Annotated in this window: 19 protein-coding genes; 13 read left to right on the top strand and 6 right to left on the bottom strand. The window is 66.1% G+C overall.

Annotated features, from left to right (window positions below; genetic code table 11):
• Positions 1-62: 62 nt before the first annotated feature.
• The gene (locus AC6LKG_RS08520; protein WP_498163909.1) at positions 63-1,400 is read left to right on the top strand and encodes a purine-cytosine permease family protein; all 1,338 of its coding nucleotides are present in this window, start codon (positions 63-65) and stop codon (positions 1,398-1,400) included.
• 131 nt (positions 1,401-1,531) lie between these two features.
• Here AC6LKG_RS08520 and AC6LKG_RS08525 read toward each other — a convergent pair whose 3' ends face one another.
• From AC6LKG_RS08525 to AC6LKG_RS08535, 3 genes are all read right to left on the bottom strand, one after another.
• Positions 1,532-2,998, bottom strand: coding sequence for a glutamate synthase subunit beta (locus AC6LKG_RS08525; protein WP_498163910.1), 1,467 nt, complete (start codon positions 2,996-2,998; stop codon positions 1,532-1,534).
• An 8-nt stretch (positions 2,999-3,006) separates the two neighbouring features.
• On the bottom strand, positions 3,007-7,746 hold the full coding sequence (locus AC6LKG_RS08530) for a glutamate synthase-related protein (protein WP_498163911.1): 4,740 nt from the start codon (positions 7,744-7,746) through the stop codon (positions 3,007-3,009).
• Between the two features lie 358 nt (positions 7,747-8,104).
• Positions 8,105-8,914: a transposase gene (locus AC6LKG_RS08535; RefSeq protein ID WP_498163912.1), complete on the bottom strand. Its 810-nt coding sequence runs from the start codon at positions 8,912-8,914 to the stop codon at positions 8,105-8,107.
• A 237-nt stretch (positions 8,915-9,151) separates the two neighbouring features.
• Between AC6LKG_RS08535 and fghA the strand changes: the two genes are divergently transcribed.
• The 3 genes from fghA (at position 9,152) to rpoH (ending at position 11,856) form a co-directional block, all read left to right on the top strand.
• Positions 9,152-10,015, top strand: coding sequence for an S-formylglutathione hydrolase (gene fghA, locus AC6LKG_RS08540; protein WP_498163913.1), 864 nt, complete (start codon positions 9,152-9,154; stop codon positions 10,013-10,015).
• 96 nt (positions 10,016-10,111) lie between these two features.
• Complete coding sequence (locus tag AC6LKG_RS08545) at positions 10,112-10,801, top strand: hypothetical protein (protein ID WP_498163914.1); 690 nt, start codon at positions 10,112-10,114, stop codon at positions 10,799-10,801.
• Positions 10,802-10,971: 170 nt separating this feature from the next.
• Positions 10,972-11,856, top strand: a complete 885-nt coding sequence (gene rpoH / locus AC6LKG_RS08550; protein ID WP_498163915.1) for an RNA polymerase sigma factor RpoH — start codon at positions 10,972-10,974, stop codon at positions 11,854-11,856.
• Between the two features lie 329 nt (positions 11,857-12,185).
• Here the strand turns inward: rpoH and AC6LKG_RS08555 are convergent, their stop codons facing one another.
• Entirely contained in the window at positions 12,186-12,980 is a 795-nt protein-coding gene (locus tag AC6LKG_RS08555) for a phosphodiesterase (protein WP_498163969.1), read from the bottom strand.
• 233 nt (positions 12,981-13,213) lie between these two features.
• Here AC6LKG_RS08555 and AC6LKG_RS08560 point away from each other — a divergent pair, with 233 nt between their 5' ends.
• Positions 13,214-16,009 (top strand): cation:proton antiporter, encoded by a 2,796-nt coding sequence (locus tag AC6LKG_RS08560; RefSeq protein ID WP_498163916.1) that lies wholly within the window; start codon positions 13,214-13,216, stop codon positions 16,007-16,009.
• Positions 16,010-16,027: 18 nt separating this feature from the next.
• Here the strand turns inward: AC6LKG_RS08560 and AC6LKG_RS08565 are convergent, their stop codons facing one another.
• Positions 16,028-16,831 carry an NUDIX hydrolase gene (locus AC6LKG_RS08565; RefSeq protein ID WP_498163917.1) on the bottom strand — a complete coding sequence of 268 codons (804 nt, stop codon included), beginning with the start codon at positions 16,829-16,831 and terminating at the stop codon, positions 16,028-16,030.
• Between the two features lie 293 nt (positions 16,832-17,124).
• On the opposite strand from AC6LKG_RS08565, the gene coxB reads away from it, so the two are divergent.
• The 5 genes from coxB (at position 17,125) to AC6LKG_RS08590 (ending at position 21,302) form a co-directional block, all read left to right on the top strand.
• Entirely contained in the window at positions 17,125-18,282 is a 1,158-nt protein-coding gene (gene coxB, locus AC6LKG_RS08570) for a cytochrome c oxidase subunit II (RefSeq protein ID WP_498163918.1), read from the top strand.
• 98 nt (positions 18,283-18,380) lie between these two features.
• Positions 18,381-19,988 carry a cytochrome c oxidase subunit I gene (ctaD, locus tag AC6LKG_RS08575; RefSeq protein ID WP_498163919.1) on the top strand — a complete coding sequence of 536 codons (1,608 nt, stop codon included), beginning with the start codon at positions 18,381-18,383 and terminating at the stop codon, positions 19,986-19,988.
• 35 nt (positions 19,989-20,023) lie between these two features.
• Positions 20,024-20,152: a cytochrome oxidase small assembly protein gene (locus AC6LKG_RS08580; protein ID WP_020925592.1), complete on the top strand. Its 129-nt coding sequence runs from the start codon at positions 20,024-20,026 to the stop codon at positions 20,150-20,152.
• 11 nt (positions 20,153-20,163) lie between these two features.
• Positions 20,164-20,388: a DUF2970 domain-containing protein gene (locus AC6LKG_RS08585; RefSeq protein ID WP_053497776.1), complete on the top strand. Its 225-nt coding sequence runs from the start codon at positions 20,164-20,166 to the stop codon at positions 20,386-20,388.
• A 38-nt stretch (positions 20,389-20,426) separates the two neighbouring features.
• Entirely contained in the window at positions 20,427-21,302 is an 876-nt protein-coding gene (locus tag AC6LKG_RS08590; RefSeq protein WP_498163920.1) for a cytochrome c oxidase subunit 3, read from the top strand.
• Positions 21,303-21,463: 161 nt separating this feature from the next.
• Here AC6LKG_RS08590 and AC6LKG_RS08595 read toward each other — a convergent pair whose 3' ends face one another.
• Positions 21,464-21,664, bottom strand: a complete 201-nt coding sequence (locus AC6LKG_RS08595) for a twin transmembrane helix small protein (protein ID WP_498163921.1) — start codon at positions 21,662-21,664, stop codon at positions 21,464-21,466.
• Between the two features lie 36 nt (positions 21,665-21,700).
• Here AC6LKG_RS08595 and AC6LKG_RS08600 point away from each other — a divergent pair, with 36 nt between their 5' ends.
• From AC6LKG_RS08600 to AC6LKG_RS08610, 3 genes are read left to right on the top strand one after another with little or no spacing between them, the layout of a single operon-like run.
• On the top strand, positions 21,701-22,498 hold the full coding sequence (locus AC6LKG_RS08600; RefSeq protein WP_498163922.1) for an SURF1 family protein: 798 nt from the start codon (positions 21,701-21,703) through the stop codon (positions 22,496-22,498).
• A 45-nt stretch (positions 22,499-22,543) separates the two neighbouring features.
• Positions 22,544-23,158, top strand: a complete 615-nt coding sequence (locus AC6LKG_RS08605) for an SCO family protein (protein WP_498163923.1) — start codon at positions 22,544-22,546, stop codon at positions 23,156-23,158.
• A gap of 21 nt (positions 23,159-23,179) precedes the next feature.
• On the top strand, positions 23,180-24,214 hold the full coding sequence (locus tag AC6LKG_RS08610; RefSeq protein ID WP_498163924.1) for a COX15/CtaA family protein: 1,035 nt from the start codon (positions 23,180-23,182) through the stop codon (positions 24,212-24,214).
• Positions 24,215-24,221 lie beyond the last annotated feature (7 nt).

Genomic DNA, 24,221 nt, shown 5'->3' on the forward strand with positions numbered 1-24,221 from the left:
CACACGCTGCACGCCGTACTCGTCCGCATTCCGCGGTTCTTCAGCACGTCAGGAGAGCCTTCATGGCCAACCTTGCTTCCAGCTCCACGTCCTCCGACCGGGACACTTCCCTAGCCACCGTGGCCGATGCCGACCGCATGGGCCGATTCCCGCTCACCATGGCCTGGTGGGCCGTGTGCAGCGCCATTTTCTACATCGTGGTCGGCGCCACGCTGGCGCTCAACTACGGCGCCCGCAACGCCATCATCGGCATGGTGCTGTCGGTGATTTCCTATGGCCTGGTCAACGCCGTCATATCGCGCTATGCGATACGCACCGGCCAGTCGGTGGCCCTGTTCTCGCGCGCCGTGTTTGGCACTTCCGGCGCGGCGCTGGCCACCCTGATCTTCTTTGCCACCGCCATCTACTACGCCGTGTTCGAAGGCTCGGTGATGGCGGTCGCCGCGCATCACATGTTCCCGGCCGTGCCCTACTGGGCCTTCGCGCTGCTGGTGGTCGTCTACAGCGTGCTGCTGATCTTCGGCAGCGTGCAGCACTGGCTCGACAAGTTCAATGGCGTGCTGCTGCCGTTCTACCTGGGCGGCCTGCTGCTGGCGGTGGTGCTGGCCACGCGCGAATACGGCTACAGCGATGCCTGGCTGGCGTTCGGCCCGGCCAGCGGGCCGGTGGCGGGCGGCTGGTGGGATGCCTACGTGTACTACATGGGCGTGTGGATCCTGATGATGTTCACCTTCGACTACGCCCGCTTCGGCCGGCGCGAGGACGCGCGCTATCACGGCCGCTACAACTTCGGCATGCCGTTCTACCTGGTGACCTTCCTGCTCAATGGCGTGGCCGGCATCTACCTGGTCGCCATCATTCCTGGCGACGGCGCCTTGAGCGAAGTGTCGGTGGTGCTGGCGCTGCTCAAGCTGATGGGGCTGGGCGGCCTGTTCTTCGTCTGGGTGACGCAGACCCGCATCAACACCGCCAACTATTACCTGGCCACCATCAATATGCAGGCCTTCTTCGCGCGCTTCGGCCTGGGCCGCTGGCCCAAGGCGGCATGGGCGGTGGTGGTGGGCCTGGTGTCGTACGCGCTGATGCTGTTCGACGTGTTCGCCTATCTGCTGCAGGCGCTGGCCTACCAGGGCATCTTCGTGGTGGCCTGGGTCGCGGTGGCGCTGGTGCATATCCTGGCGGTGGACGAGGCCGCGCCGGCGCCGGGCGGCGGCAGCGCCTACAACCGCCGTGGCCTGGGTGCCTGGTTCGCTGGCGCGGCCAGCGGCCTGGTGTTGATGCACATGAGCGGCCTGGCCGCGAGCTTCGCCGCGCCGGCCAGTTTCGTGGTGGCGGCCGCGGCCTACTGGCTGGGGCAGGCCGCGGTATCGGGCCCGCGCATGCAGCGCGGCGGTGCCTAGGGCGTACCGCGTTCAAAGGCGTGTCGCGCGGGGGCGCCAGCGGCCGCGCGATCGTCGCAGCCGGCGCGCCAAGAAGCAAAACGGCCGGCTCCCGCAAGGGAGCCGGCCGTCGCCGTCTGGGGGGGCGCCGGTCAGCGCGGCAGTTCGGAACTGCCCATCAGGTAGGCATCCACCGAGCGCGCGCACTGGCGGCCTTCGCGGATGGCCCAGACCACCAGGGACTGGCCACGGCGCATGTCGCCGGCGGTGAAGACCTTTTCCACGTTGGTGCGGTAATCGTCGGTGTTGGCGCGCACGTTGCCGCGCGCATCGCGATCGACGCCGAAGGCGTCGAGCACGGTCTGCACCGGCGACACGAAGCCCATGGCCAGCAGCACCAGATCAGCCTTGATCTCGAATTCCGAGCCTTCGACTTCGCGCATCTTCATCTGGCCGGTCGATTCGTCCTTGAACCATTCGACGCGGGCGCCGACCAGCTTTTCGACCTTGCCGTTGCTGCCCTTGAGCAGCTTGGTGGTCACCGACCAGTCGCGCTCGCAGCCTTCCTCGTGCGAGGAAGAGGTGCGCAGCTTCAGAGGCCAGTACGGCCAGGTCATGGCCTTGTTTTCGGATTCGGGCGGCTGCGGCATCAATTCGAACTGCGTGACCGAAGCGGCGCCGTGGCGATTGCTGGTGCCGACGCAGTCGGAACCGGTGTCGCCGCCGCCGATCACCACCACGTGCTTGCCCTTGGCCAGCGTCTGGTTGGCCAGGCGGTCGCCGGCCACGGCCTTGTTCTGCTGGCGCAGGAAGTCCATGGCGAAGTACACACCCGACAGCTCGCGGCCCGGCACCGGCAGGTCGCGCGGGGTTTCCGAGCCGCCGCTCATCACCACGGCGTCGAATTCGGCCAGCAGCGATTCGGGCGTGCGCACCGTGAGGCCGTCGGCCACGGGGTCGGACGGATTGCCGATATAGGTCGAGGGCGCGAATTCCACGCCTTCGGCTTCCATCTGCGAGATGCGGCGGTCGATCTGGTGCTTTTCCAGCTTGAAATCGGGGATGCCGTAGCGCAGCAGGCCGCCGATGCGGTCGCTTTTCTCGAACAGCGTCACCGAGTGGCCGGCACGCGCCAGTTGCTGCGAGCAGGCCAGGCCGGCGGGGCCGGAACCGACCACGGCGACCTTCTTGCCGGTCTTGCGCGCCGGCACCTGCGGCGTGACCCAGCCTTCTTCCCAGCCCTTGTCGATGATGGCGTGCTCGATGGACTTGATGCCCACGGCGTCGCTGTTGATGTTCAAGGTACAGGCGGCTTCGCACGGCGCCGGGCAGATGCGGCCGGTGAATTCCGGGAAGTTGTTGGTGGAATGCAGCACATCCAGCGCGCGGCGCCAGTCCTGCTTGTACACCAGGTCATTCCAGTCGGGGATGATGTTGTTGACCGGGCAGCCGTTGTTGCAGAACGGAATGCCGCAGTCCATGCAGCGCGCCGCCTGCTGCTTGGCCTGGTCGTCGGTCAGGTGCAGCACGAATTCGCGCCAGTTCTTCAGTCGCTTCTGCGGGGCCTCGGAGGCCTCCTGCAGGCGCTGGTATTCCATAAAACCGGTAATCTTTCCCATGGTATCCCTCACGCAGCCAGTTGTTGCGGGTTGGCTGCACGCCACATTTCACCCAATGCGCGGCGGTAGTCCGTCGGCATGATCTTTACGAATTTGCCGCGCGAGGCCTCCCAGTCGCCCAGGATCTCGCGGGCGCGGAAGCTGCCGGTGTAGCGGAAGTGGTCTTCCACCAGGCGGCGCAGGATGGCTTCATCCGTTTCGCGCTCGCCACCGCGCTGCGCGCTGTGCCAGACATCGATGTTGTTCTGCGCCTGTTGCTCGGCATGGGGCAGCACGGCTTCCAGTTCGACCATCGACAGGTTGGCGCGTTGCTTGAGCGTGCGCTCCGGATCCCACACGTAGGCCACGCCTCCGGACATGCCGGCGGCGAAGTTGCGGCCGGTGGCGCCCAGCACCACCACGGTGCCGCCCGTCATGTATTCGCAGCCGTGGTCGCCGGTGCCTTCCACGACTGTGGCGGCGCCCGAATTGCGCACCGCGAAGCGTTCGCCGGCCACGCCGTTGAAGAAGGCCTCGCCCGCCAGCGCGCCGTACAGGACGGTGTTGCCGGCGATGATGTGGTCGGGGCCGAAGCCACGGAAGTCGTTGGGCGAGCGCACGATGATGCGGCCGCCCGAGAGGCCCTTGCCGACGTAGTCGTTGCCTTCGCCCACCAGGTCCATGGTGATGCCATGGGCCAGGAACGCGCCGAAGCTTTGGCCGGCCGTGCCGTTGCACTGGATGTGGATGGTGTCATCCGGCAGGCCGTCGTGGCCGTAGCGCGCCGCCACCGCGCCAGACAGCATGGCGCCGATGGTGCGGTTGCGGTTGCGCACCGGCACGATGAACGAGACCTTCTCGCCCCGCTCCAGCGCCGGCTTGCTGCGCTCGATCAGTTGGTGGTCCAGCGCGCCGGCCAGGCCGTGGTCCTGCGTTTCGGTCTGGCGCACTTCGGCGTCGGACTGGGTCTGATGGAAGACGCGGGTGAAATCCAGGCCTTGCGCCTTCCAATGGTCCACGCCCGAGCGCATGTCGAGCAGGTCGGCGCGGCCGATCAAGTCGTCGAACTTGCGGATGCCCAATTGGGCCATGATCTCGCGAACTTCCTCGGCGATGAAGAAGAAGAAATTGACGACGTGTTCGGGCTTGCCCTGGAACTTCTTGCGCAGTTCAGGATCCTGCGTGGCCACGCCCACCGGGCAGGTGTTCAGGTGGCACTTGCGCATCATGATGCAGCCTTCGACGACCAGCGGCGCCGTGGCGAAGCCGAATTCATCGGCGCCCAGCAGTGCGCCGATGACGACGTCGCGGCCGGTCTTCATCTGGCCGTCGGCCTGCACGCGGATGCGGCTGCGCAGGCGGTTCAGCACCAGCGTCTGCTGGGTTTCGGCCAGGCCCAGTTCCCATGGCGTGCCAACGTGCTTGATGGACGACACCGGCGAGGCGCCCGTGCCGCCGTCGTGGCCGGCGATCACGACGTGGTCGGCCTTGGCCTTGGCGACGCCCGCGGCCACCGTGCCGACGCCGACTTCCGACACCAGCTTGACCGAGATCGAGGCCTTGGCGTTGACGTTCTTCAGGTCATGGATCAGTTGCGCCAGGTCTTCGATCGAGTAGATGTCGTGGTGCGGCGGCGGCGAGATCAGGCCCACGCCCGGCACCGAGTAGCGCAGCTTGGCGATGTATTCCGAGACCTTGTGGCCGGGCAACTGGCCGCCTTCGCCGGGCTTGGCGCCCTGCGCCATCTTGATCTGGATCTGGTCGGCCGACGACAGGTATTCGGCGGTGACGCCGAAGCGGCCCGAGGCCACCTGCTTGATCTTCGAGCGCAGCGAGTCGCCCTTCTTGAGCGCGACGTCGGCTTCGATGCGGTCCGAGCCCAGCACCGAGGCCAGCGTGTCGCCGTCCTTGATGCCGCTGCGGCCTTCGCGCATCTCGGCGCGGTAGCGCAGTTCGTCTTCGCCGCCTTCGCCGGTGTTGGACTTGCCGCCGATGCGGTTCATGGCCACGGCCAGCACCGAGTGCGCTTCGGTCGAAATCGAGCCTAGCGACATGGCGCCGGTGGCGAAGCGCTTGACGATCTCCTTGGCCGGTTCGACGTCATCGAGCGGAATGGCGCGCGACGGATCGAAGCGGAACTCGAACAGGCCGCGCAGCGTCATGTGGCGGCGGCTCTGGTCGTTGATGATCTGCGCGTACTCCTTGTACGTGCGGTAGTTGTTGGCGCGCGAGGCGTGCTGCAGCTTGGCGATGGAGTCGGGCGTCCACATGTGCTCTTCGCCGCGCACGCGGTAGGCGTATTCGCCGCCGGCTTCCAGGTCGTTGGCCAGGACCGGGTCGCTGCCGAACGCGGCGCGGTGCTGGCGCAGCGCTTCCTCGGCCACCTGGAAGATGCCGATGCCTTCGATGTTGGAGGCGGTGCCGGTGAAGTACTTGTTGACCAGGCTGCTCTGCAGGCCGACCGCTTCGAAGATCTGGGCGCCGGTGTAGGACATGTAGGTGGAGATGCCCATCTTGGACATCACCTTGTTCAGGCCCTTGCCGATTGCCTTGATGAAGTTCTTGACGGCCTTTTCCGGGTCGCTCATCTTGCCCAGCGATTCCAGCGCCAGGTAGGGGTGGATGGCTTCGGCGCCATAGCCGCCCAGCAGCGCGAAGTGGTGCACTTCGCGGGCCGAGCCGGTTTCCACCACCAGGCCGGTGTTGGTACGCAGGCCGGCGCGGATCAGGTGCTGGTGCACCGCCGAGGTGGCCAGCAGCGCCGGAATCGCCACGCGCTCGCTGTCGACCAGGCGGTCGGACACGATCAGGATGTTGTAGCCGCTTTGCACCGCGTCCACAGCGCGCGCGCACAGCGCCGCCACGCGGGCCTCGATGCCCTCGGAACCCCAGGCGGCCGGATAGGTGATATCAAGTTCGTAGCTGCGGAATTTCTTGCCCGTCACCTGCTCGATGTCGCGGATCTGCGCCATGGCGGCGAAATCCAGCACCGGCTGCGACACTTCCAGGCGCAGCGGCGGGTTGACGTTGTTGATGTCCAGCAGGTTGGGCTTGGGGCCGATGAACGATACCAGCGACATCACCATCTGCTCGCGGATCGGGTCGATCGGCGGGTTGGTGACCTGGGCGAACAACTGGCGGAAATAGTTGTAGAACGGCTTGGCGCGGTCGGACAGCACGGCCAGCGGGGCGTCGTTGCCCATCGAGCCGATCACTTCCTCGCCGGTCGAGGCCATGGGTTCCAGGATGAATTTGTAGTCTTCCTGGGTCCAGCCGAAGGCCTGCTGGCGATCCAGCAGCGACACCGAAGATTGCGTGGCGACGGCGGCCTGGCGCGGGGCCGGCAGCGATTCCAGCTTGATCTGCAGGCGTTCGATCCACTGGCGGTATGGACGGCTGTTGGCCAGTTGCAGCTTGATCTCGGCGTCGTCGATGATGCGGCCTTGTTCCAGGTCGATCAGGAACATCTTGCCTGGCTGCAGGCGCCACTTCTTGACGATGCGGTTCTCGGGGATCGACAGGGTGCCGGCTTCCGAGGCCAGGATGACCATGTCGTCATCGGTCACCAGGTAGCGCGCCGGGCGCAGGCCATTGCGATCGAGCGTGGCGCCGATCTGGCGGCCGTCGGTGAAGGCGACCGCGGCGGGGCCGTCCCACGGCTCCATCATGGCGGCGTGGTATTCGTAGAAGGCGCGGCGGCTCTCGTCCATCTGCGTGTGCTGTTCCCAGGCTTCCGGGATCATCATCATCATGGCGTGGGCCAGCGAGTAGCCCGAGTTCACCAGCAGTTCCAGGCAGTTGTCGAACGTGGCGGTGTCCGACTGGCCTTCGTAGACGATGGGGTACAGCTTCTTCAGGTCATCGCCCAGCACCGCCGACTGCATCATGCCTTCGCGGGCGCGCAGCCAGTTGAAGTTGCCCTTGACCGTGTTGATTTCGCCGTTGTGGGCGATCATGCGGTACGGGTGGGCCAGCGGCCAGGCCGGGAAGGTGTTGGTCGAGAAACGTTGGTGCACCAGCGCCAGCGCCGACACGGTGCGCGGATCGGCCAGGTCGCGGTAGTAGCGGCCGACCTGGTCGGCCAGCAGCAGGCCCTTGTAGACCACGGTGCGCACCGAGGCCGAGGGCACGAAGTATTCCTTGCCGTGCGCCAGGTGCATATTCTGGATGGCGTGGCTGGCAGTCTTGCGGATCACGTACAGCTTGCGTTCCAGCGCGTCGGGCACCATCACGTCGGCGCCGCGGCCGATGAACAATTGGCGGATCACGGGTTCGCAGTCGCGCACGGTGGGCGACATCGGCATGTCGACGTCCACCGGCACGTCGCGCCAGCCCAGCACCACCTGGCCTTCGGCGCGCACCGAGCGCTCCAGTTCCTGTTCGCAGGCCAGGCGAGAGGCGGTTTCCTTGGGCAGAAACACCATCGCCACGCCGTACTCGCCGGGCGGCGGCAGGGTGATGCCGTGCTGGGCGAATTCGTCGCGGTAGAGTGTGTCGGGAATCTGGATCAGGATGCCGGCGCCGTCGCCCATCAGCTTGTCCGCGCCCACCGCGCCGCGGTGATCCAGGTTTTCCAGGATCTTCAGGCCCTGCTGGATGATGGCGTGGCTTTTCTTGCCCTTGATGTGCGCCACGAACCCCACGCCACAGGCGTCATGTTCGTTCTTGGGATGGTACAGGCCCTGGGCAGGCGGCAGGCCGATGCGGCTGGCGTCGATCGGGGTCGCCTTGGGGGTGGGACAGGATTCGTTCGGGAGGATTTGGGGCATGGCGTGCTCCGCAGTAAAGACTGCGTTCTAATGTTGCAGTGCAGGAACGGACAATACCCCCACGCGCAGTAGGGCGCAACAGAAACATAAGGGGTGTGACCCTAATTTATAGGATGCACTGCCATAGGGCATTAATAAGGGGACGCAACAACGGGCTTGTAAATAAAGGCTGTATGAACCGCATCTGGCGCCATGGCCTGGTCCGCGGGGGTGAGATCCCTATTTTTCCCTTTATACGTCCCTATTTATTGTGATGTTTTCGGCTGCGTGAAAGGGGCGGCCAGGCCTGCAATGGGTGGCATCGCCGGATTCCGCGGGCGCGTCGGGCGGGCATGAAAAAGCGCCCGAAGGCGCTGTGTCAGGAAGTGGAGTTGGAGCCGGTGCCCGGACCGGGTCCGTTGCCAGAGCCGGCAGGCGCCAGCGGCGAGGCGGGTGCGGTTGCCGGGGCCGTATCGGTGTCGGCGCTGGCCGGCGCGGCCGGCTTCTTGCGCGGACGTCCGCGTTGGCCGGGCGCCACGCGGCGGCTGGCGGTATGGGCCAGGCTGGCGATGAAGTTCGGGCCGCCCAGCGCCCATTGCCCGGACACGGCCTGATCGATGCGCTGGGTTTCCTCGCGCGACAGGCCGTCCTGCAGACGCTTGCGATAATTGGCCTGGCGGTCGAACGGCGTGTTGCCGCAGGCCCAGTAGTCGGCGTGGTCGGATTGCCATTGGGCCGGCGCGGCTGTGGTGTTGCCGGTGTGGCTGGAGGCCGAGGACCACGGCCAGGAGTCGGGATCTTGCGAGGCGCCGCTGCGTACCGGGTAGGTTTCCAGCCAGACCAGCGCCGGCAGGACCCAGGCGCCGGGCTCGAGCAAGGCCGAACGATAGCGGCCGGCGAACACCCGGCCGCCGCGCAGGCGCGCAGCCAGGTTGCGGCCCAGGGTCTGCATCAGGCGCGGCAGCCCTTCTTCGTCGGCCGGCGTGGCCAGCAACAGGATGCGATCGTTGGCCAGCAGCCAGCCATGCACCGAGACGCGATGGCGTTGGGCGGATTCGCCCAGCCACGTGGCGAGCTGGTTGAGGATATCGGCCGGGGCGGGCTGCGACGGCGCCGCCAGCGGCTGGATGAAATTGGCCTGCACCAGTTGGGGCAGCCCAGGGGCGTACAGACGGGGCAGACGGGCCATAGTGTCAGGGCTTGCGCTTCCGGAAGAACGGGTTGTCTTCTCTCACGTATATAAATAGTGCCACGGTGGGCGCTGGTCAAGCCCCGTAAGCACAATATGGGCACGGAATCGATACTTTTTGTGGGAAGGACTCCGTTTCGGGCAGGTTAACATTCGGCGACGGATCGTCGTACCGTGGATATACCCTAATCCCGCCCGAATTCCCTTCCCTCTCTTTCAGACCCGGAGACCCCCGCCATGCCCGCCGCCCTGGAACTCATTTCCCAGCATCGTTGTTTCGGCGGCTCGCAGCGCTATTACCGCCACCAGTCGGCCGAGATCGGCCTGCCGATGCGGTTCTCGGTATTCGTGCCGCCCCAGGCCGAGCAGGGGCCGGTGCCGGTGCTGTTCTACCTGGCGGGCCTGACCTGCACCGAAGAAACCTTCATGATCAAGGCTGGCGCCCAGCGCCTGGCGGCCGAACTCGGGGTGATGCTGGTGGCGCCCGACACCAGCCCGCGCGGCGCCAACGTGCCAGGCGAAGAGGAAAGCTGGGATCTCGGCACGGGCGCCGGCTTCTACCTGGATGCCACCACCGGCCCCTGGCGCAATCACTACCGCATGGACAGCTACGTGACGCGCGAACTGCATGCCATCGTCACCAGCGCCCTGCCGGGCGATGCCACGCGGACCGGCATCTTCGGGCACTCGATGGGCGGCCACGGCGCCCTGGTGCTGGCGTTGCGCAACCCCGGCAAGTTCCGCTCGGTCTCGGCCTTCGCGCCGATCGCCGCGCCCAGCCTGTGCCCCTGGGGTAAGAAGGCATTCGGCGCCTACCTGGGCGACAACCCCGACGACTGGGCCGGCTACGACGCTTCGGCGCTGATGCGGGGCCTGCGCCAGCCGTTTCCCGCCGGCATCCTGATCGACCAGGGCATGGCCGACCAGTTTTTGGCCGAGCAGTTGTATCCCGAGGTATTCGAGGCCGCCTGCGCCGCCGCCGGCCAGCCGCTGGAACTGCGCCGCCAGGAAGGTTACGACCACGGCTATTACTTCATCTCGACGTTCATCGAGGATCACATCCGGTTTCACGTCGAGCGGCTTGGAAAACCGGCCCCCTGACGCCCCGCTTTTATACTGGGCGCCCTGCCGTGGCAGGCCCGGGACGCCTGGCGCCCGGCGCCCGGCCATGGCTTTCCCTGCATAGGACCGCCTGATTTGATCAACGGAATCGCTCCCTTCGTGTGGATCCTGCTGGCCGCGGTGGTCGTGTTCCTCCCGGGCCTGGCGATGCTGTTGGGCCGGGGCGGCCCGCGTGACGAACGCGGCCGGCGCACTTTCAAGGTGCGCCCGGTGCGGCGCCTGTTCGGCCTGATGCTGCTGTTGCTGGGCGGGGTGTCGGGGCTGCTGGCCTTGTCGCTGGTGCAATTTTTCCGCCTGACCACCGACGAACCCGTGGCCCGCATCGAGGTGCGGCAGCAGGCCGAAGGCCAGTTCCAGGTCAGAGCCAGCGCGCCGGGCGTGGGCGACAAGCAGTACGTGCTCTACGGCGACCAGTGGCAGATCGATGCACGGGTGGTGCGCTGGCGTTTGCCCGCCCTGGTGGCCGGCGCGCCGCCGCTGTACCGCCTGGAGCGCTTGTCTGGCCGGTATAGCGATGCCGCGCGCGAAGCCTCGGCCACGAAGTCGGTCCATGCGCTGGATGACTGGCCGGCGCCGGACCTGGGCTCGCTCAAGCAAAGTTTTCCGAACTGGTTTCCGTTCGTCGATGTCCAATTCGGCAGCGCGGCCTACATGCCGCTGTTCGACGGCGCGAAGTACCAGGTTTATATGGATCCGCGCGGCGCGCTGTTCGTGCGCCCCGATGGCGAGGCCACCGCGGCCGGCCTGAAACGCCTGGGCTGGTAGGCCGGCGCGGCGGACCGGACCGGCACCGCCTTCCCGTGCGCATTTAAAATGGGGACGCGTCTTCGGTCGGAAACTTTGACGCGCCGCAATAGTCGAATTAGCACTCCCTTTACTAGAGTGCTAACATCGAATCCATGTCTTTACCCCTTCGCCTTCCGGAGACCGCCGCAATGAAGCAACCCAGTACCTCGTTGGCCACGTCCGGCAACGCCCTGGCGTTGGCCATCGCCAATCCGGGCGCGCTCGGCACCATCGACGCCTACATCTCGGCCGTGAACCGCCTGCCGGTCCTGTCGGCCGAACGTGAAACCGAACTCGGCCGCCGCCTGCGCGACAGCGAAGACCTGGGCGCCGCGCGCGAACTGGTGCTGTCGCACCTGCGCCTGGTGGTGTCGGTGGCGCGCCAGTACCTGGGCTATGGATTGCCCCATGCCGACCTGATCCAGGAAGGCAACGTCGGCCTGATGAAGGCCGTCAAGCGCTTCGATCCCGAGCGCGGCGTGCGCCTGGTGTCGTTCGCCGTCCACTGGATCAAGGCCGAAATCCACGAATACATCATCCGCAACTGGCGCCTGGTCAAGGTGGCCACCACCAAGGCGCAGCGCAAGCTGTTCTTCAACCTGCGCAGCATGCGCCCGGACGGCCAGACGCTGGATCCGGAACAGGTCGACCACATCGCGCGCGAACTCAACGTGCGCCGCGAAGACGTCAGCGAAATGGAAGTGCGCCTGTCCGGCCGCGACATGTCGCTCGAAAACCAGGACGACGATGACGACAGCTACGCGCCCATCGCCTACCTGTCAGACGATGGCCGCCAGGAGCCGACCCGCGTGTTGGAACGCGCGGCGCGCGACCAGTTGCAAAGCGCCGGTCTGTCGAGCGCGCTGGAAGCGCTCGATCCGCGCTCGCGCCGCATCGTCGAAGCGCGCTGGCTGCAGGACGACGGCGGCGCCACGCTGCACGAACTGGCACAGGAGTTCGGCGTGTCGGCCGAACGCATCCGCCAGATCGAGGCCGCCGCATTGAAGAAGATGCGCGGCAACCTGGCCGCCTGATTCCCTGCCGCATGGATGCCAAGGGCCGCGAAATCGCGGCCCTTTTCTTTGCTCCGCCGGCCGCGCTCGGCCATGCGCAGGAACGGTGACGGCCGTCGTCGCGAAGCGCCAATAAATTGATACAAATTCGCCGCGAAATAACGCGCGATTTCAGAAACTTAATGAAGCGCACACCGCCTAACTTCACGTAGACCGCGAACTTTGGTTGGCAGTCTTGTCATCCGTCTCGGCTTCTCCTCTTTCCCCTCCCCTATGAGACGGATGCTTGCGGGGCACCACGCATATGGTGCCCCGTTTTTTATTGGGCGCGAGAAATGCGGGCGGCCTGTTCAGGCCGCTTGCGCACTGTCCGGCCCGGCTTGCGCCGCATGCCACAGCGCGTCCTGCACGAGCCGCACGCCGGTGGCCATGGAGCCGTCCTGGTAGAGCTTGATCCAGCGGTAGCCGGGCGCCAGGTTGTCAACCACGTGCTTGCCGTCGCGGATGCTGAACTGGAAGCAGGTGGAGGGCGTAGCCAGCATGCGCAGGTTGTGGCGGCGGCGGTCGAATTCATGGTGTACGTGGCCCCACAGCAGCACCCGCACTTGCGGCCAGCGCGTCAGCAGTTTGAACAGCGCTTGCGGGTTGTCGATCATCATCGAGTCATGCCAATGGCTGTCGATCTGCATCGGGTTGTGGTGCATGGCCAGCAGGGTATGCCGGCTAGGCGCGTCGGCCAACGCGGCTTCCAGCAGGTCCAGTTGGCTGTCGGGCAGGTGGCCGGCGTTCGAGCCGGGCACGGTGGTGTCCAGCGAGATCACGCGCCAGGCGCCCACGTCGCTGACCGGCGCCGACCAGTCGGGCAGTTCCTGACGCATGGCGGCCGGCAGGTCGTGGTTGCCGGGCAGGCAGCGGATCCGGGCACCTTCGAGCGCCGGCGCGGCTCCCAGGATGGTGGCCAGGCGTCGGTAGGCGGCGGGTTCGCCATCCTGGGACAGGTCGCCGGTGGCCAGGAGCAGGTCGGGGTGCTTGCCGTCGGCTTCGATCTGGCGCAGCACGGCACGCAGGCTGGCGTCGGTGTTGACGCCCAGCATCACGGTGTCGGGTTCGCCGAACAGATGGCAATCGGTCAATTGGACGAGCATGGCCGGGGCATCGTTGCGGCGGGCCAGGGTGTGGACGCGTGCCAAGTGCGGCTCCTGCGAAGTTTCTGCACGGGTCCCTACCTTACCGAAAAAACGCGTCCCGGCGCGCATCGGGCGGCCCGATCGGGGTAACGAAACGTGCGCCGCAACCGCCGTTCACCGGAATCGGCCGGAAAACCCGCTATTCTTGTGAAACTTCTCACAAGCTTCACGATCGGGACGCGGCGTTTTCCATGGATGTAGGGTTTCTCGTATTCGGCCTGGCCGGTCTGCTGACCCTGGTGTGCTTCATGCCGCCGCTGGCCGGCCGCCTCAAGCTGCCGTATTCGGTGCTGCTGGCGATCGTCGGTTGCCTGCTGGGGATCATCGTCCACGTCCATGGCTGGGCGCCCAGCTGGATCGCCGATTTCCTGGACTCGCTGGAACGCTTCGAAATCTCCTCCGAGACCTTCCTGATGGTGTTCCTGCCGGTGCTGCTGTTCGAGACCGCGCTGTCGATGAACGTGCGGCGCCTGATGGACGATATCGGCCCGATCCTGATGATGGCGATCGTGGCGGTGGTGGTATGCACCGTGGTGGTCGGCGTGACGCTGGACGCCATTTCTTCCTATGGCCTGGTGGTCTGCCTGCTGCTGGGCGCCATCGTGGCCACGACCGATCCGGTGGCCGTGGTCGGCATTTTCCGCGAAGTGGGCGCGCCCAAGCGCCTGACGACGCTGGTGGAAGGCGAAAGCCTGTTCAATGACGCCGCGTCCATTGCCCTGTATTCGGTGCTGCTGGCCGTGCTTGGCGGCCATGGCGAACTCAGCGTCAACGGCATTTTCAACGACTTCATCGTGCACTTCATCGGTGGCGGCCTTGCCGGCTACGCCATGGGGCGGTTGGCCTGTTTCCTGTTTGCCTGGCTGCGTGGCTTTCCCACCGCCGAGATCACGCTGACACTGACGCTGGCCTACCTGTCGTTCTTCATTTCCGAGCATTATCTGAACGTGTCGGGCGTGGTCGCCACCGTGATCGCCGGCCTGGTGGTCGGATCGACCGGCCGTACCCGCATGTCGCCAACCACCTTCGAATACCTGTCGAGCGCCTGGGAACAGTTCGGCTTCTGGGCCAACTCGCTGATCTTCCTGTTCGCGGCCATGCTGATTCCCAGGCTGATGGCGGCGGCCGACTGGCAGGAACTGGTGCTGGTGGCGGTGGTGTTCGTGGCGACGCTGGTGGCGCGCGCGATCGTGGTCTTCGGCCTGCTGCCGCTGCTGGGCCTGACCCGGCTGGGCACCAAGGTCAGCAACCCCTATAAGGCGGTGATGCTGTGGGGCGGCCTGCGCGGCGCGGTGTCGCTGGCGCTGGCGCTGGCCGTGACCGAGCAGACCGGCGTGCCCGAAGAGGCGCGCCAGTTCATCGCCGTGGCCACCACCGGCTTCGTGCTGCTGACCCTGTTCGTCAACGGCATCAGCCTGCGGCCGCTGATCCGCATGCTGGGGTTGAACCAGTTGTCGCCGGTTGAACGCACCATCCGCAACCAGGCGCTGGCGGTGGCGCTGGAAGACCTGCAGGGCAAGACCGACGAGGTGGCCAAGACCGAGCATATCGGCACCGAAGTGCGTGACCGCATCCGCGCCGTGTTCGATGCCAGCCTGACCAGCGTGCACGACGGCCAGGTCAGCCAGATGAGCGACGAGCAGCGCGTGTCCGTGGGGCTGGCGATCGTGGCGCAGCGCGAGGAGGAAATGTTCTTCGACATCCTCAAGGCGCAGATCGTCGACTGGCGCATGGCGGAAACGCTGCTGGCGCGGGCAGAACGGCTGGAGGATGCGATCCGCATGGGCGGGGTGCCGGGCTTCGAGCGCGCCATCGTGGCCGATGTGCGCTATTCCACCGGGTTCAGGCTGGCTTTGCGGCTGCACTACCTGTTCGGCTTCCAGGGCTGGCTGGCGCGCGAGCTGGGCCAGCGCTTCGCTAACCTGATGAGCAAGCGATCGGTGGCGCAGCGCCTGATCGTGTTCGCGCGCGAGCAGATTTCACCGTTGCTGGGCGAGACCGCCACGCAGCGTATCGTGACGCTGCACCAGCGCCGGCTGGACCTGATCGAGAACGCCATGCAGGCGCTGAACCTGCAGTATCCGTCGTACGCGCAGTGGTTGCAGGAAAGCTATCTGGGCCGGGTGGCGCGCGAGCTGGAACGGATCCGCTACCGCGACATGCTGGAGCAGTTCCTGATCAGCGGCGAGGTCTACGCCGACCTGATGGCGCAGTTGAAGAGCCGCTGGGCCCACATCGACACCCATCCGCCGCTGGACATCGAAATGAGCGCGGCCGAGCTGATCAAGCGCGTGCCGCTGTTCGAGGGACTGTCGGCCGATTCACTGCGCGCCATCAGCAAGCTGCTCAAGCCGCGCCTGTCGCTGCCGGACCAGCGGGTGCTGACCAAGGGCCGGCATGGCGAGGAAATGTGCTTCGTGGCGTCGGGCGCGGTGGCGGTGCACCTGCCGGACAACACCATGATCGAGCTGGGCAGCGGCGAGTTCTTCGGCGAACTCGGCCTGCTGGGCGAGCAACAGATCGCGCCCGAGGTGACATCCCTGGGCTACAGCAAGCTGCTGATGCTGTCGTCGCGCGACTTCCACGCCCTGCTGGCGCGCGACGAGCACCTGCGCGAGCGCATCCAGGTGGTGGCCAAGCAGCGCTTGCGCGCCATCGAGGTCTGGAAGCAGTTCTCGCAGGCCAATGCGGCGCAGGCGCCCGTCCAGGCGCCGGTGCCCTCGCCGGCGCAGGCGGCGGAAGCGGCCGAGGCCGCGGGGGTGGCCGCCGACAGCGAGCTGGATACGCGCGCGGTGCAGGCGCTGCGGGCAGCGGACCCGGGCGCGCCGCGGCAGGTCGAAACGCATTCCGCCATGCCGCGGCAGGTCGAGACGCGGCCGACCGAAAGCCCGCCGGGCTCGCCGCAACAGGTCGAGACACGCCAGCCCGGGGTTCTCCCGCCCGAAACACGGGATACGGGCGCCGCGCCCGGGGGCGCCAGCGCCTGAGGGGGGCTGCGCGCCGGCTCAGATCTCGCCGGCCGCGCGGCGCCGCATGATGTCTTCGAGGATCACCAGGGCCGCCTCCAGCGTGAATTCACCGTCGGCCACGCGGCGCACCACCGTGTCGACATCGGCTGCGGCGATTTCCATGACTTCGCCATCTCGGTTGGCGGGGCGGGCGTCGGCCGCCAGTACACAGGTACTGGTGAGCACGTCTTCGACCTGATAGCCCTCCGGCAGGCGGCGGTGGATGCGCAGAATGGTGCGCAGCGGCGTGCGCTGCGCCAGATCGGGCGCGTCCAGGCCGGCCTCCTCGCCGCATTCGCGCACCAGCGCGGCTTCCTGTGACTCGCCACTGCCAGCCAGTCCGCCGACCAGGGTGTCCCACATGCCGGGGTCGGTGGATTTGCTGAGCGCGCGGCGGGCGATCCAGATGCGGCCGTCCGGCGTCCAGGCGTTCAAGTGCACGGCCTTGGTCAGCAGGCCCAATGGCCGCACCGCGGCGCGTTCGATGACGCCAAGCGCGCTGTCGCCGTCCAGGACGTCCAGCAGTTCATCGCGCCAGCCGCGCAGGCAGTTGGCCTGGCGCAACAGTTGCGCGGCTTGTTCCAGCACGGCATCGAGCGCCGCGCCGGGGGCCAGGGCCGCACCGATGCGCAGCGCGTCGGCGTCGGCCTGGATGTGGGCGGCGCCTTGCAATGCGTCGCAGGCCGCGTGCGTGGCCCAGCCGCAACGCCGCCCAGCTATGTATAGCGGGTGCGCACCCACGGGGGCGGGTTCCTGGGCGCGCGCGCCCAGCGCGGCATACAGATCGGACAGTTTGGGCATTGTGAGGCGCCGTTAATAAGACTGTCCGCGATTTTATGCCACCCCTGTTTACCCTGGTACGCAACGGATGCGCGCAAATGGGGGCGGGCGGTATGAATTCAAGAGCACAAACTTACATCCATTTGCGCGTCCGCTATAATCCGCCAGTTTCTTTGTGATTTCGAGTGGGAACGCGGGGGCCGCTCTATCTCCCCCTGCCTAACCCTGCCATCTAATAATTGCGCGTAGTCCTGTTGCAGTGACATCCGTGCCAACAGGCGACAAGGGCCCTCGCGCCGTGTTTCGAGGTAAGCATGAAGAAGTGGAGAGGGATACTGGGCGCTTGTGCGCTGCTGATTGGCAGCACGGCCATCGCTCAGGTGCAGGACATGCCCGGCGGCCCGAAGGTCAATCAGCTGAACCTGCATGAAGGCGTCACGCAGATCACGCGCGATGTCATGTGGTTGCACTGGCTACTGCTCACGATCTGTATCGTGATCTTCGTGGGCGTCTTCGGAGTGATGTTCTACTCCATCTGGGCGCACCGGAAATCCCGCGGGCACAAGGCCGCGACCTTCCACGAACACCTCGGCGTGGAAGTGGCCTGGACGGTCATCCCCTTCATCATCGTCATCGCCATGGCGCTGCCGGCCACCAAGACGGTCGTCGCCATGAAAGACACTTCCAGCGCCGACCTGACCATCAAGGTCACCGGCTACCAGTGGAAGTGGGGCTACGAGTATCTCGATGGCCCCGCCGCCGGCGTCAAGTTCCTCGCCACCCTGTCGACGCCGCGGGCCCAGATCGAGGGCCGCGAACCGAAGGGCGAGTTCTACCTGATGGAAACGGACAACCACATGGTGGTGCCCGTGGACAAGAAGGTACGCGTCGTCCTGACCGCCGCCGACGTCATCCACTCGTGGATGATCCCCGACTTCGGCGTCAAGCAGGACGCCATCCCCGGTTTCCTGCGCGACGCCTGGTTCCGCGCCGAAAAGCCCGGTATCTACCGTGGCCAGTGCGCCGAACTGTGCGGCAAGGACCACGCCTTCATGCCCATCGTCGTGGAAGTCCTGGCGCAAGCGGACTACGATAAGTGGGTTGAGGACCAAAAGAAGAAGATGGCGGCAAACGCCGACGATCCCAATAAAGAGTGGACGGAAGCCGAGCTGGTTGCCCGTGGCGAGAAGGTCTTCGCCGCCAATTGCGTGGCCTGTCACCAGGCCAACGGCAAGGGCATCCCGGGCAGCTTCCCCGCCCTCGATGGAGACAAGGTTGTGCTGGGCCCGAAAGCCGTCCAGATCAACACCGTGCTGAAGGGCAAGCCTGGCACCGCGATGGCGGCGTTCGGTCCCCAGCTCAATGATGTCGAGATCGCCGCGGTCATCAGCTATACGCGCCATGCCTGGAGCAACGCCGGCAAGGGGCAGGACCCGACAGTGATGCCGAAGGAAGTGGCGGCCGCGCGTTGATCGCGCCCGTTTCCCAACGCAGAGCTGGTTCCGTTTAGTCAGAGATACCCTGCCGGTTCCGTGGATCGGGGCCGGCACTCAGCAGGAAGGAGTCCATCATGAGCAGCGTCACTGTAGACCACGTGTCGCCGGGCCACGGCCACGGTCACGATGACCACCACCACGCCATGCCCACAGGCTGGCGCCGCTGGCTTTTCGCCACCAACCACAAAGACATCGGGACGATGTATCTCATCTTCTCGTTCGTCATGCTGCTCGAAGGCGGCACGCTGGCGCTGCTGCTGCGTACCGAGCTGTTCGAGCCGGGCCTGCAGTTCTTCCGCCCCGAACTGTTCAACCAGTTCACCACCATGCACGGGCTGATCATGGTGTTCGGCGCCATCATGCCGGCGTTCGTGGGCTTCGCGAACTGGATGATCCCGATGCAGATCGGCGCGTCCGACATGGCCTTCGCCCGCATGAACAACTTCAGCTTCTGGCTGCTGCCGGTGGCTGCGATCATGCTGACGGCCTCGTTCTTCGTGCCGGGCGGCGCCACCGCCGCCGGCTGGACGCTGTACGCGCCGCTGTCGCTGCAGATGGGCCCGGGCATGGACCTGGCCATCTTCGCCATGCACATCATGGGCGCGTCCTCGATCATGGGCGCCATCAACATCATCGTGACCGTGCTGAACATGCGCGCGCCCGGCATGACGCTGATGAAGATGCCGCTGTTCTGCTGGACCTGGCTGATCACCGCGTTCCTGCTGCTGGCCGTGATGCCGGTGCTGGCCGCCGCCATTACCATGGTGCTGACCGACCGCCACTTCGGGACCGGCTTCTTCAACGCCGCCGCCGGCGGCGACCCGGTGCTGTACCAGCACGTGTTCTGGTTCTTCGGGCACCCCGAGGTCTACATCATGATCCTGCCGGCGTTCGGCATCGTGTCGGCCATCGTGCCCGCGTTCGCCCGCAAGAAGCTGTTCGGCTACGCCTCGATGGTGTATGCCACCGCCTCGATCGCCGTGCTGTCGTTCATCGTCTGGGCCCACCACATGTTCACGACGGGCATGCCGGTGACCGGCCAGTTGTACTTCATGTACGCCACCATGCTCATCTCCATCCCGACCGGGGTGAAGGTGTTCAACTGGGTCGCCACCATGTGGCGCGGCTCGATGACCTTCGAGACGCCGATGCTGTTCTCGATCGGCTTCATCTTCGTGTTCACCATGGGCGGCTTCACCGGCCTGATCCTGTCGGTGGCGCCGATCGACATCCAGGTGCATGACACCTATTACGTGGTGGCCCACTTCCACTACGTGCTGGTGGCCGGCTCGCTGTTCGCGCTGTTCGCCGGCACCTACTACTGGCTGCCCAAGTGGACCGGCCGCATGTACAGCGAAAAGCTGGGCAAGCTGCATTTCTGGTCGACGCTGATCTCGTTCAACGTGACCTTCTTCCCGATGCACTTCCTGGGCCTGGCCGGCATGCCGCGCCGCTACGCCGACTACGCCGCGCAGTTCACCACCTTCCACCAGATCGCCACCATCGGCGCCTTCTGGTTTGGCCTGTCGCAATTGATCTTCCTGTGGGCGGTGCTGCGTTGCTACATGGGCAAGGGCGAGAAGGCCACGGCAAAGCCGTGGGAAGGCGCCGAAGGGCTGGAATGGACGGTGCCGTCGCCCGCGCCGTTCCACACCTTCGAGACGCCGCCCGAAGTCAAGTGAGCGCCACTCCGAAACCCGCAACAGGCAGCATGGCCATGACACCCGAGCAGCGCCGACGCAACAAGATCGCAGGACTGGTCCTGCTGGTATTTGTCATCGCCGTGTTTGCCTGGACCGTGTTCCGCGGTTCGGCGCTGCTGGCGGGCAAGGCCATCGGCGGCTAGCGGGCCACGAGATGAGCGACGACCTGCGTGAATCCGCCCAGCGCAAGCTGAGCTTCTTCCAGACGATGAAGGCGGTGGCGTGGGGATTTTTCGGCGTCCGCAAGGGCGCGGGCTACCGCGAGGACAGCGCCAGGCTCAATCCCGTGCACGTGATCGTGGCGGGATTGTTGGCGGCGGCGATCTTCGTGACCGTGCTGGTGTTAATTGTGCGTTGGGCGGTATCCAGCCTGACTTGAATCACTTAATTCTATAAATCAGTACCAGGGAGAAAGCCATGAGTGCAAGCCACTCGGTTCAAGGTAAAGAGGCACCCTATTACTACGTGCCCGCCGATTCGGGACACCCCGTGCGCACGGCGGTGGCGCTGCTGCTCATGGGCCTGGGCGCCGCCGGCTGGGTCAACGGCGTGAGCTGGGCCAAGTGGTCGGTGCTGGTCGGCTTCATCGCGCTGATCGTGGTGCTGTACTACTGGTTCGGCGACGCCATCCAGGAATCCGAGGCCGGCATGAACAGCAAGCGCATCGACGGTTCGTACCGTTGGGGCATGAGCTGGTTCATCTTCTCGGAAGTGATGTTCTTCGCGGCGTTCTTCGGCGCCCTCTGGTACGTGCGCACCATCACCACGCCGTGGCTGGGCGACATGGACCACCGCCTGATGCTGTGGCCCGACTTCCAGGCGGTGTGGCCCAACTTCGGTCCGGCCGGTGTGGTCGAGCACTTCCAGACCGTGGGCCCCTTCTGGCTGCCGACCATCAACACCGCGCTGCTGCTGAGTTCGGGCGTGACGCTGACCATCGCCCATCACGCGCTGCGCGAGAACCATCGCGGCAAGACCATGTTCTGGCTGGCCGCCACGGTCATCCTGGGTTTCATCTTCGTGGCCTGCCAGGCCGCCGAATACCACCATGCGTACACCGAGCTGAACCTGAAGTTCAATTCGGGCGCCTATGGTTCGCTGTTCTACATGCTGACGGGCTTTCACGGCTTCCACGTGATCCTGGGCGCGACCATGCTGACGGTCATCCTGATCCGCCTGATGCGCGGCCATTTCCGGCCCGACCATCACTTCGGCTTCGAGGGGGCCGCCTGGTACTGGCACTTCGTCGACGTGGTGTGGCTGGGCCTGTATCTGTTCGTCTACTGGTTCTGAGAACCTGGCCCGGCCGCGCCGGGCCAGGTGGTTGGACGGGGCGAGGCTGGCGGGCCGCCGGGAAACCGGTGCCGCGGGTCTCGCCCTTCGCTCGATGGCGGTCCGTGTTCCAATACGGCTGGAGCGCGCGGGCCGTTCTGGGGAACCGGTGGCGCGCTGGCCTATCTAAAACCGGTGCTTTCGATCCAGCCCATGTAATGGGCGAACAGCACGAACAGGAACAGCGCCACTGACAGCCCGATGCGCACCGTCAGCGCATTGACCGTGCGGTTGGTGCTGCCTTTGTCCCGCATCAGGTAGACCAGGGCGGATGCCAGACTGGCCAGGATACCGATGAAGGCCAGTACGACGAAAACGCGCATGATGGTCTCCGGACAAAATCGATTGATTCAAGACAAATGGCCCGACCGCATTCAACCCGCTACACGGTAGCCGCCTTGCTCCTGCTGGGGATCGCCGTGGTGATCCTGGCCTCGCTGGGCCAATGGCAACTGCGGCGGGCCGACGAGCGACGCGACATTCTGGCGGCTATCGAGGCCGGCCGCAAGCAAGCGCCGCTGGTGCTGGCGCCGTCGACCGACCCGGCCGACATGAAGCCGTGGCGCGTGGCGCAGGCCAGCGGCACCTGGCTGCCCGAATTCAGTGTACTGCTGGACAACCGCAACCACGACGGCAAACCGGGCTATTGGCTGGCCACGCCGCTACTGCTGGACGCCGGCAGCCGCAGCGCGGTGCTGGTGCTGCGCGGCTGGTTGCCGCGGGTGATGCAGGGCCAGGGCGCGCCGGTGCTGCCGGCCACGCCCGAGGGCGTGCAGACCATCAAGGGCGAGCTGTCGCCGCGCGTGCCGCGCATGTTCGAGCTGTGGTCGCTGGGCGGCCAGGACGCTTCCAGCCTGCCGGCCAGGCTGCCGGCCGCCGGCGGCGCCGTGCCGCAGGTGCAGAACCTGCCGCTGGACGCCTACGCGAAAGTCACTGGCCTGACGCTGCTGCCCGCCGTCATGAGCCAGTTCGGCACTGGCGAGGACGACGGCCTGGTGCATGACTGGCCGCAACCATCGGTGAATTTCCAGCAGAACACCGTCTATGCCGTGGAATGGTTTTCCTTCGCCTTGTTTGCCGCCATCGCGTGGCTGGTGGTGCTGGGGGGCGCCATCAAGCGCATGCGCCAACGCGCGGCCAACGACCCGGCGGCCTGACCGCCTTTTCCGACAACAGAATCCATGACCCAGGTGGCTCGCGACATGACTGCTTCCCAACCCGCCCGGCGTTCGCTGACGCCGATGGTGCTGGTGTTCCTGTGCACGCTGGCGCCGATCGTGGCGGCCTTCGTGGTCTACATGAACCCGCAATGGTGGCCGGCGGACGCCAGCAACTACGGCCAACTGGTCGAACCGCAGCGGCCGATGCCCGCGCCCGAGGCGCTCAAGTTGACCACGCTGGACGGCAAGCCGTTCGACCTGCAAAGCCTGAAGGGCAAATGGCTGCTGGTCGCGGCCGACGGCGCGGCCTGCCCGGAAAGCTGCGCCCGCAAGCTCTACATCACCCGCAACACCCACGCCAGCCAGGGCAAGAACGTCGACCGCCTGGCACGGGTCTGGTTCATCACTGACGACGGCCCGGTGCCGGACAAGGTGCTGCAGGCTTACCAGGGCACGATCATGCTGCGCGCCGATCCGGACCAATTGGCGCGCTTCCTGCTGGCGCGCGACGCCGCGGCCGGCCAGCCCGGCCTGGCGCAGCCGATCTGGGTGATCGATCCCCTGGGCAACCTGATGATGCAGTATCCCGCCGACGCCGACGGCGTGAAGGTGCGCAAGGACATCAGCAAGCTGGTCTATAACTCGCGCATCGGTTGAATCGGTATTTAGTTGATTTCCATGGAACGCATCAAAGCGCGGTATCGCAAACTCGTCTTCTTCACCTGGTTCCTGACGCTGGACCTGATCATGTTCGGCGCCTTCGTGCGCCTGACCGACTCGGGCCTGGGGTGCCCGGACTGGCCCGGCTGCTACGGCAGCGTCACGCCGTTGGGAGCGATGGGCGACATCCACCAGGCTTCGCAGGCCATGCCGTTCGGCCCGGTGACGCTGTCCAAGGCCTGGATCGAGATGATCCATCGCTATGTCGGCTCTATCCTGGGCATGCTGATCATCGGCATCGTCTACATGGCCTGGCGCTACCGCCGCGAGTTGGGCCGTTCGCCGGCCCTGGCGGTGGCGGCGCTGGTGGCGGTGTGCGTGCAGGGTGCGTTCGGCGCCTGGACCGTGACGCACAAGCTGATGCCCGCCGTGGTCACGGCGCACCTGGTGTTCGGCCTGTCGGTGCTGGCGCTGATGACCTGGCTGTCGGCGCGCGAGCGGCCACACCATGCCGTGGCCGCCGCGGCGCGGCGCTTCAAACCGTGGGTGATCGGCGGCTTCGTGCTGCTGCTGATCCAGGTGACGCTGGGCGGCTGGGTCAGCACCAACTACGCGGCCCTGGCCTGCATGGATTTCCCCATGTGCCATGGCAAATGGGTGCCTGACATGGATTTCCATGGCGGCTATTCGATCATCCGCGGGCTGGGCGAGCTGCCGTCCGGCGAGATGATCTCGCAGCCGGCGCTGACGGCCATCCACTGGGTGCACCGCAATTTCGCCTTCGTCGTGTTCGCCTACCTGGGCGTGCTGGCCTGGCGCCTGCGCGCCGACCGCGGCCTGCGCGGCCCGGCCACGCTGATGTTGGCGTTGCTGGGGGCGCAGTTGCTGACCGGGCTGACGACCATCTTCTTCCAGTGGCCTTTGTTGATCGCGGTGTTGCACAATGGTGGGGCCGCCGGCCTGACGCTGGCCGCGGTGGTCCTGATGGTGCGCCTGTCCACCGCGGGCGGGGCGCCGGCCCGGGGCTGCGGCCCCAATTCGGTGCGCGTTTAAAATAGGG

This window comes from Achromobacter sp. 46006 (genome assembly GCF_059761975.1).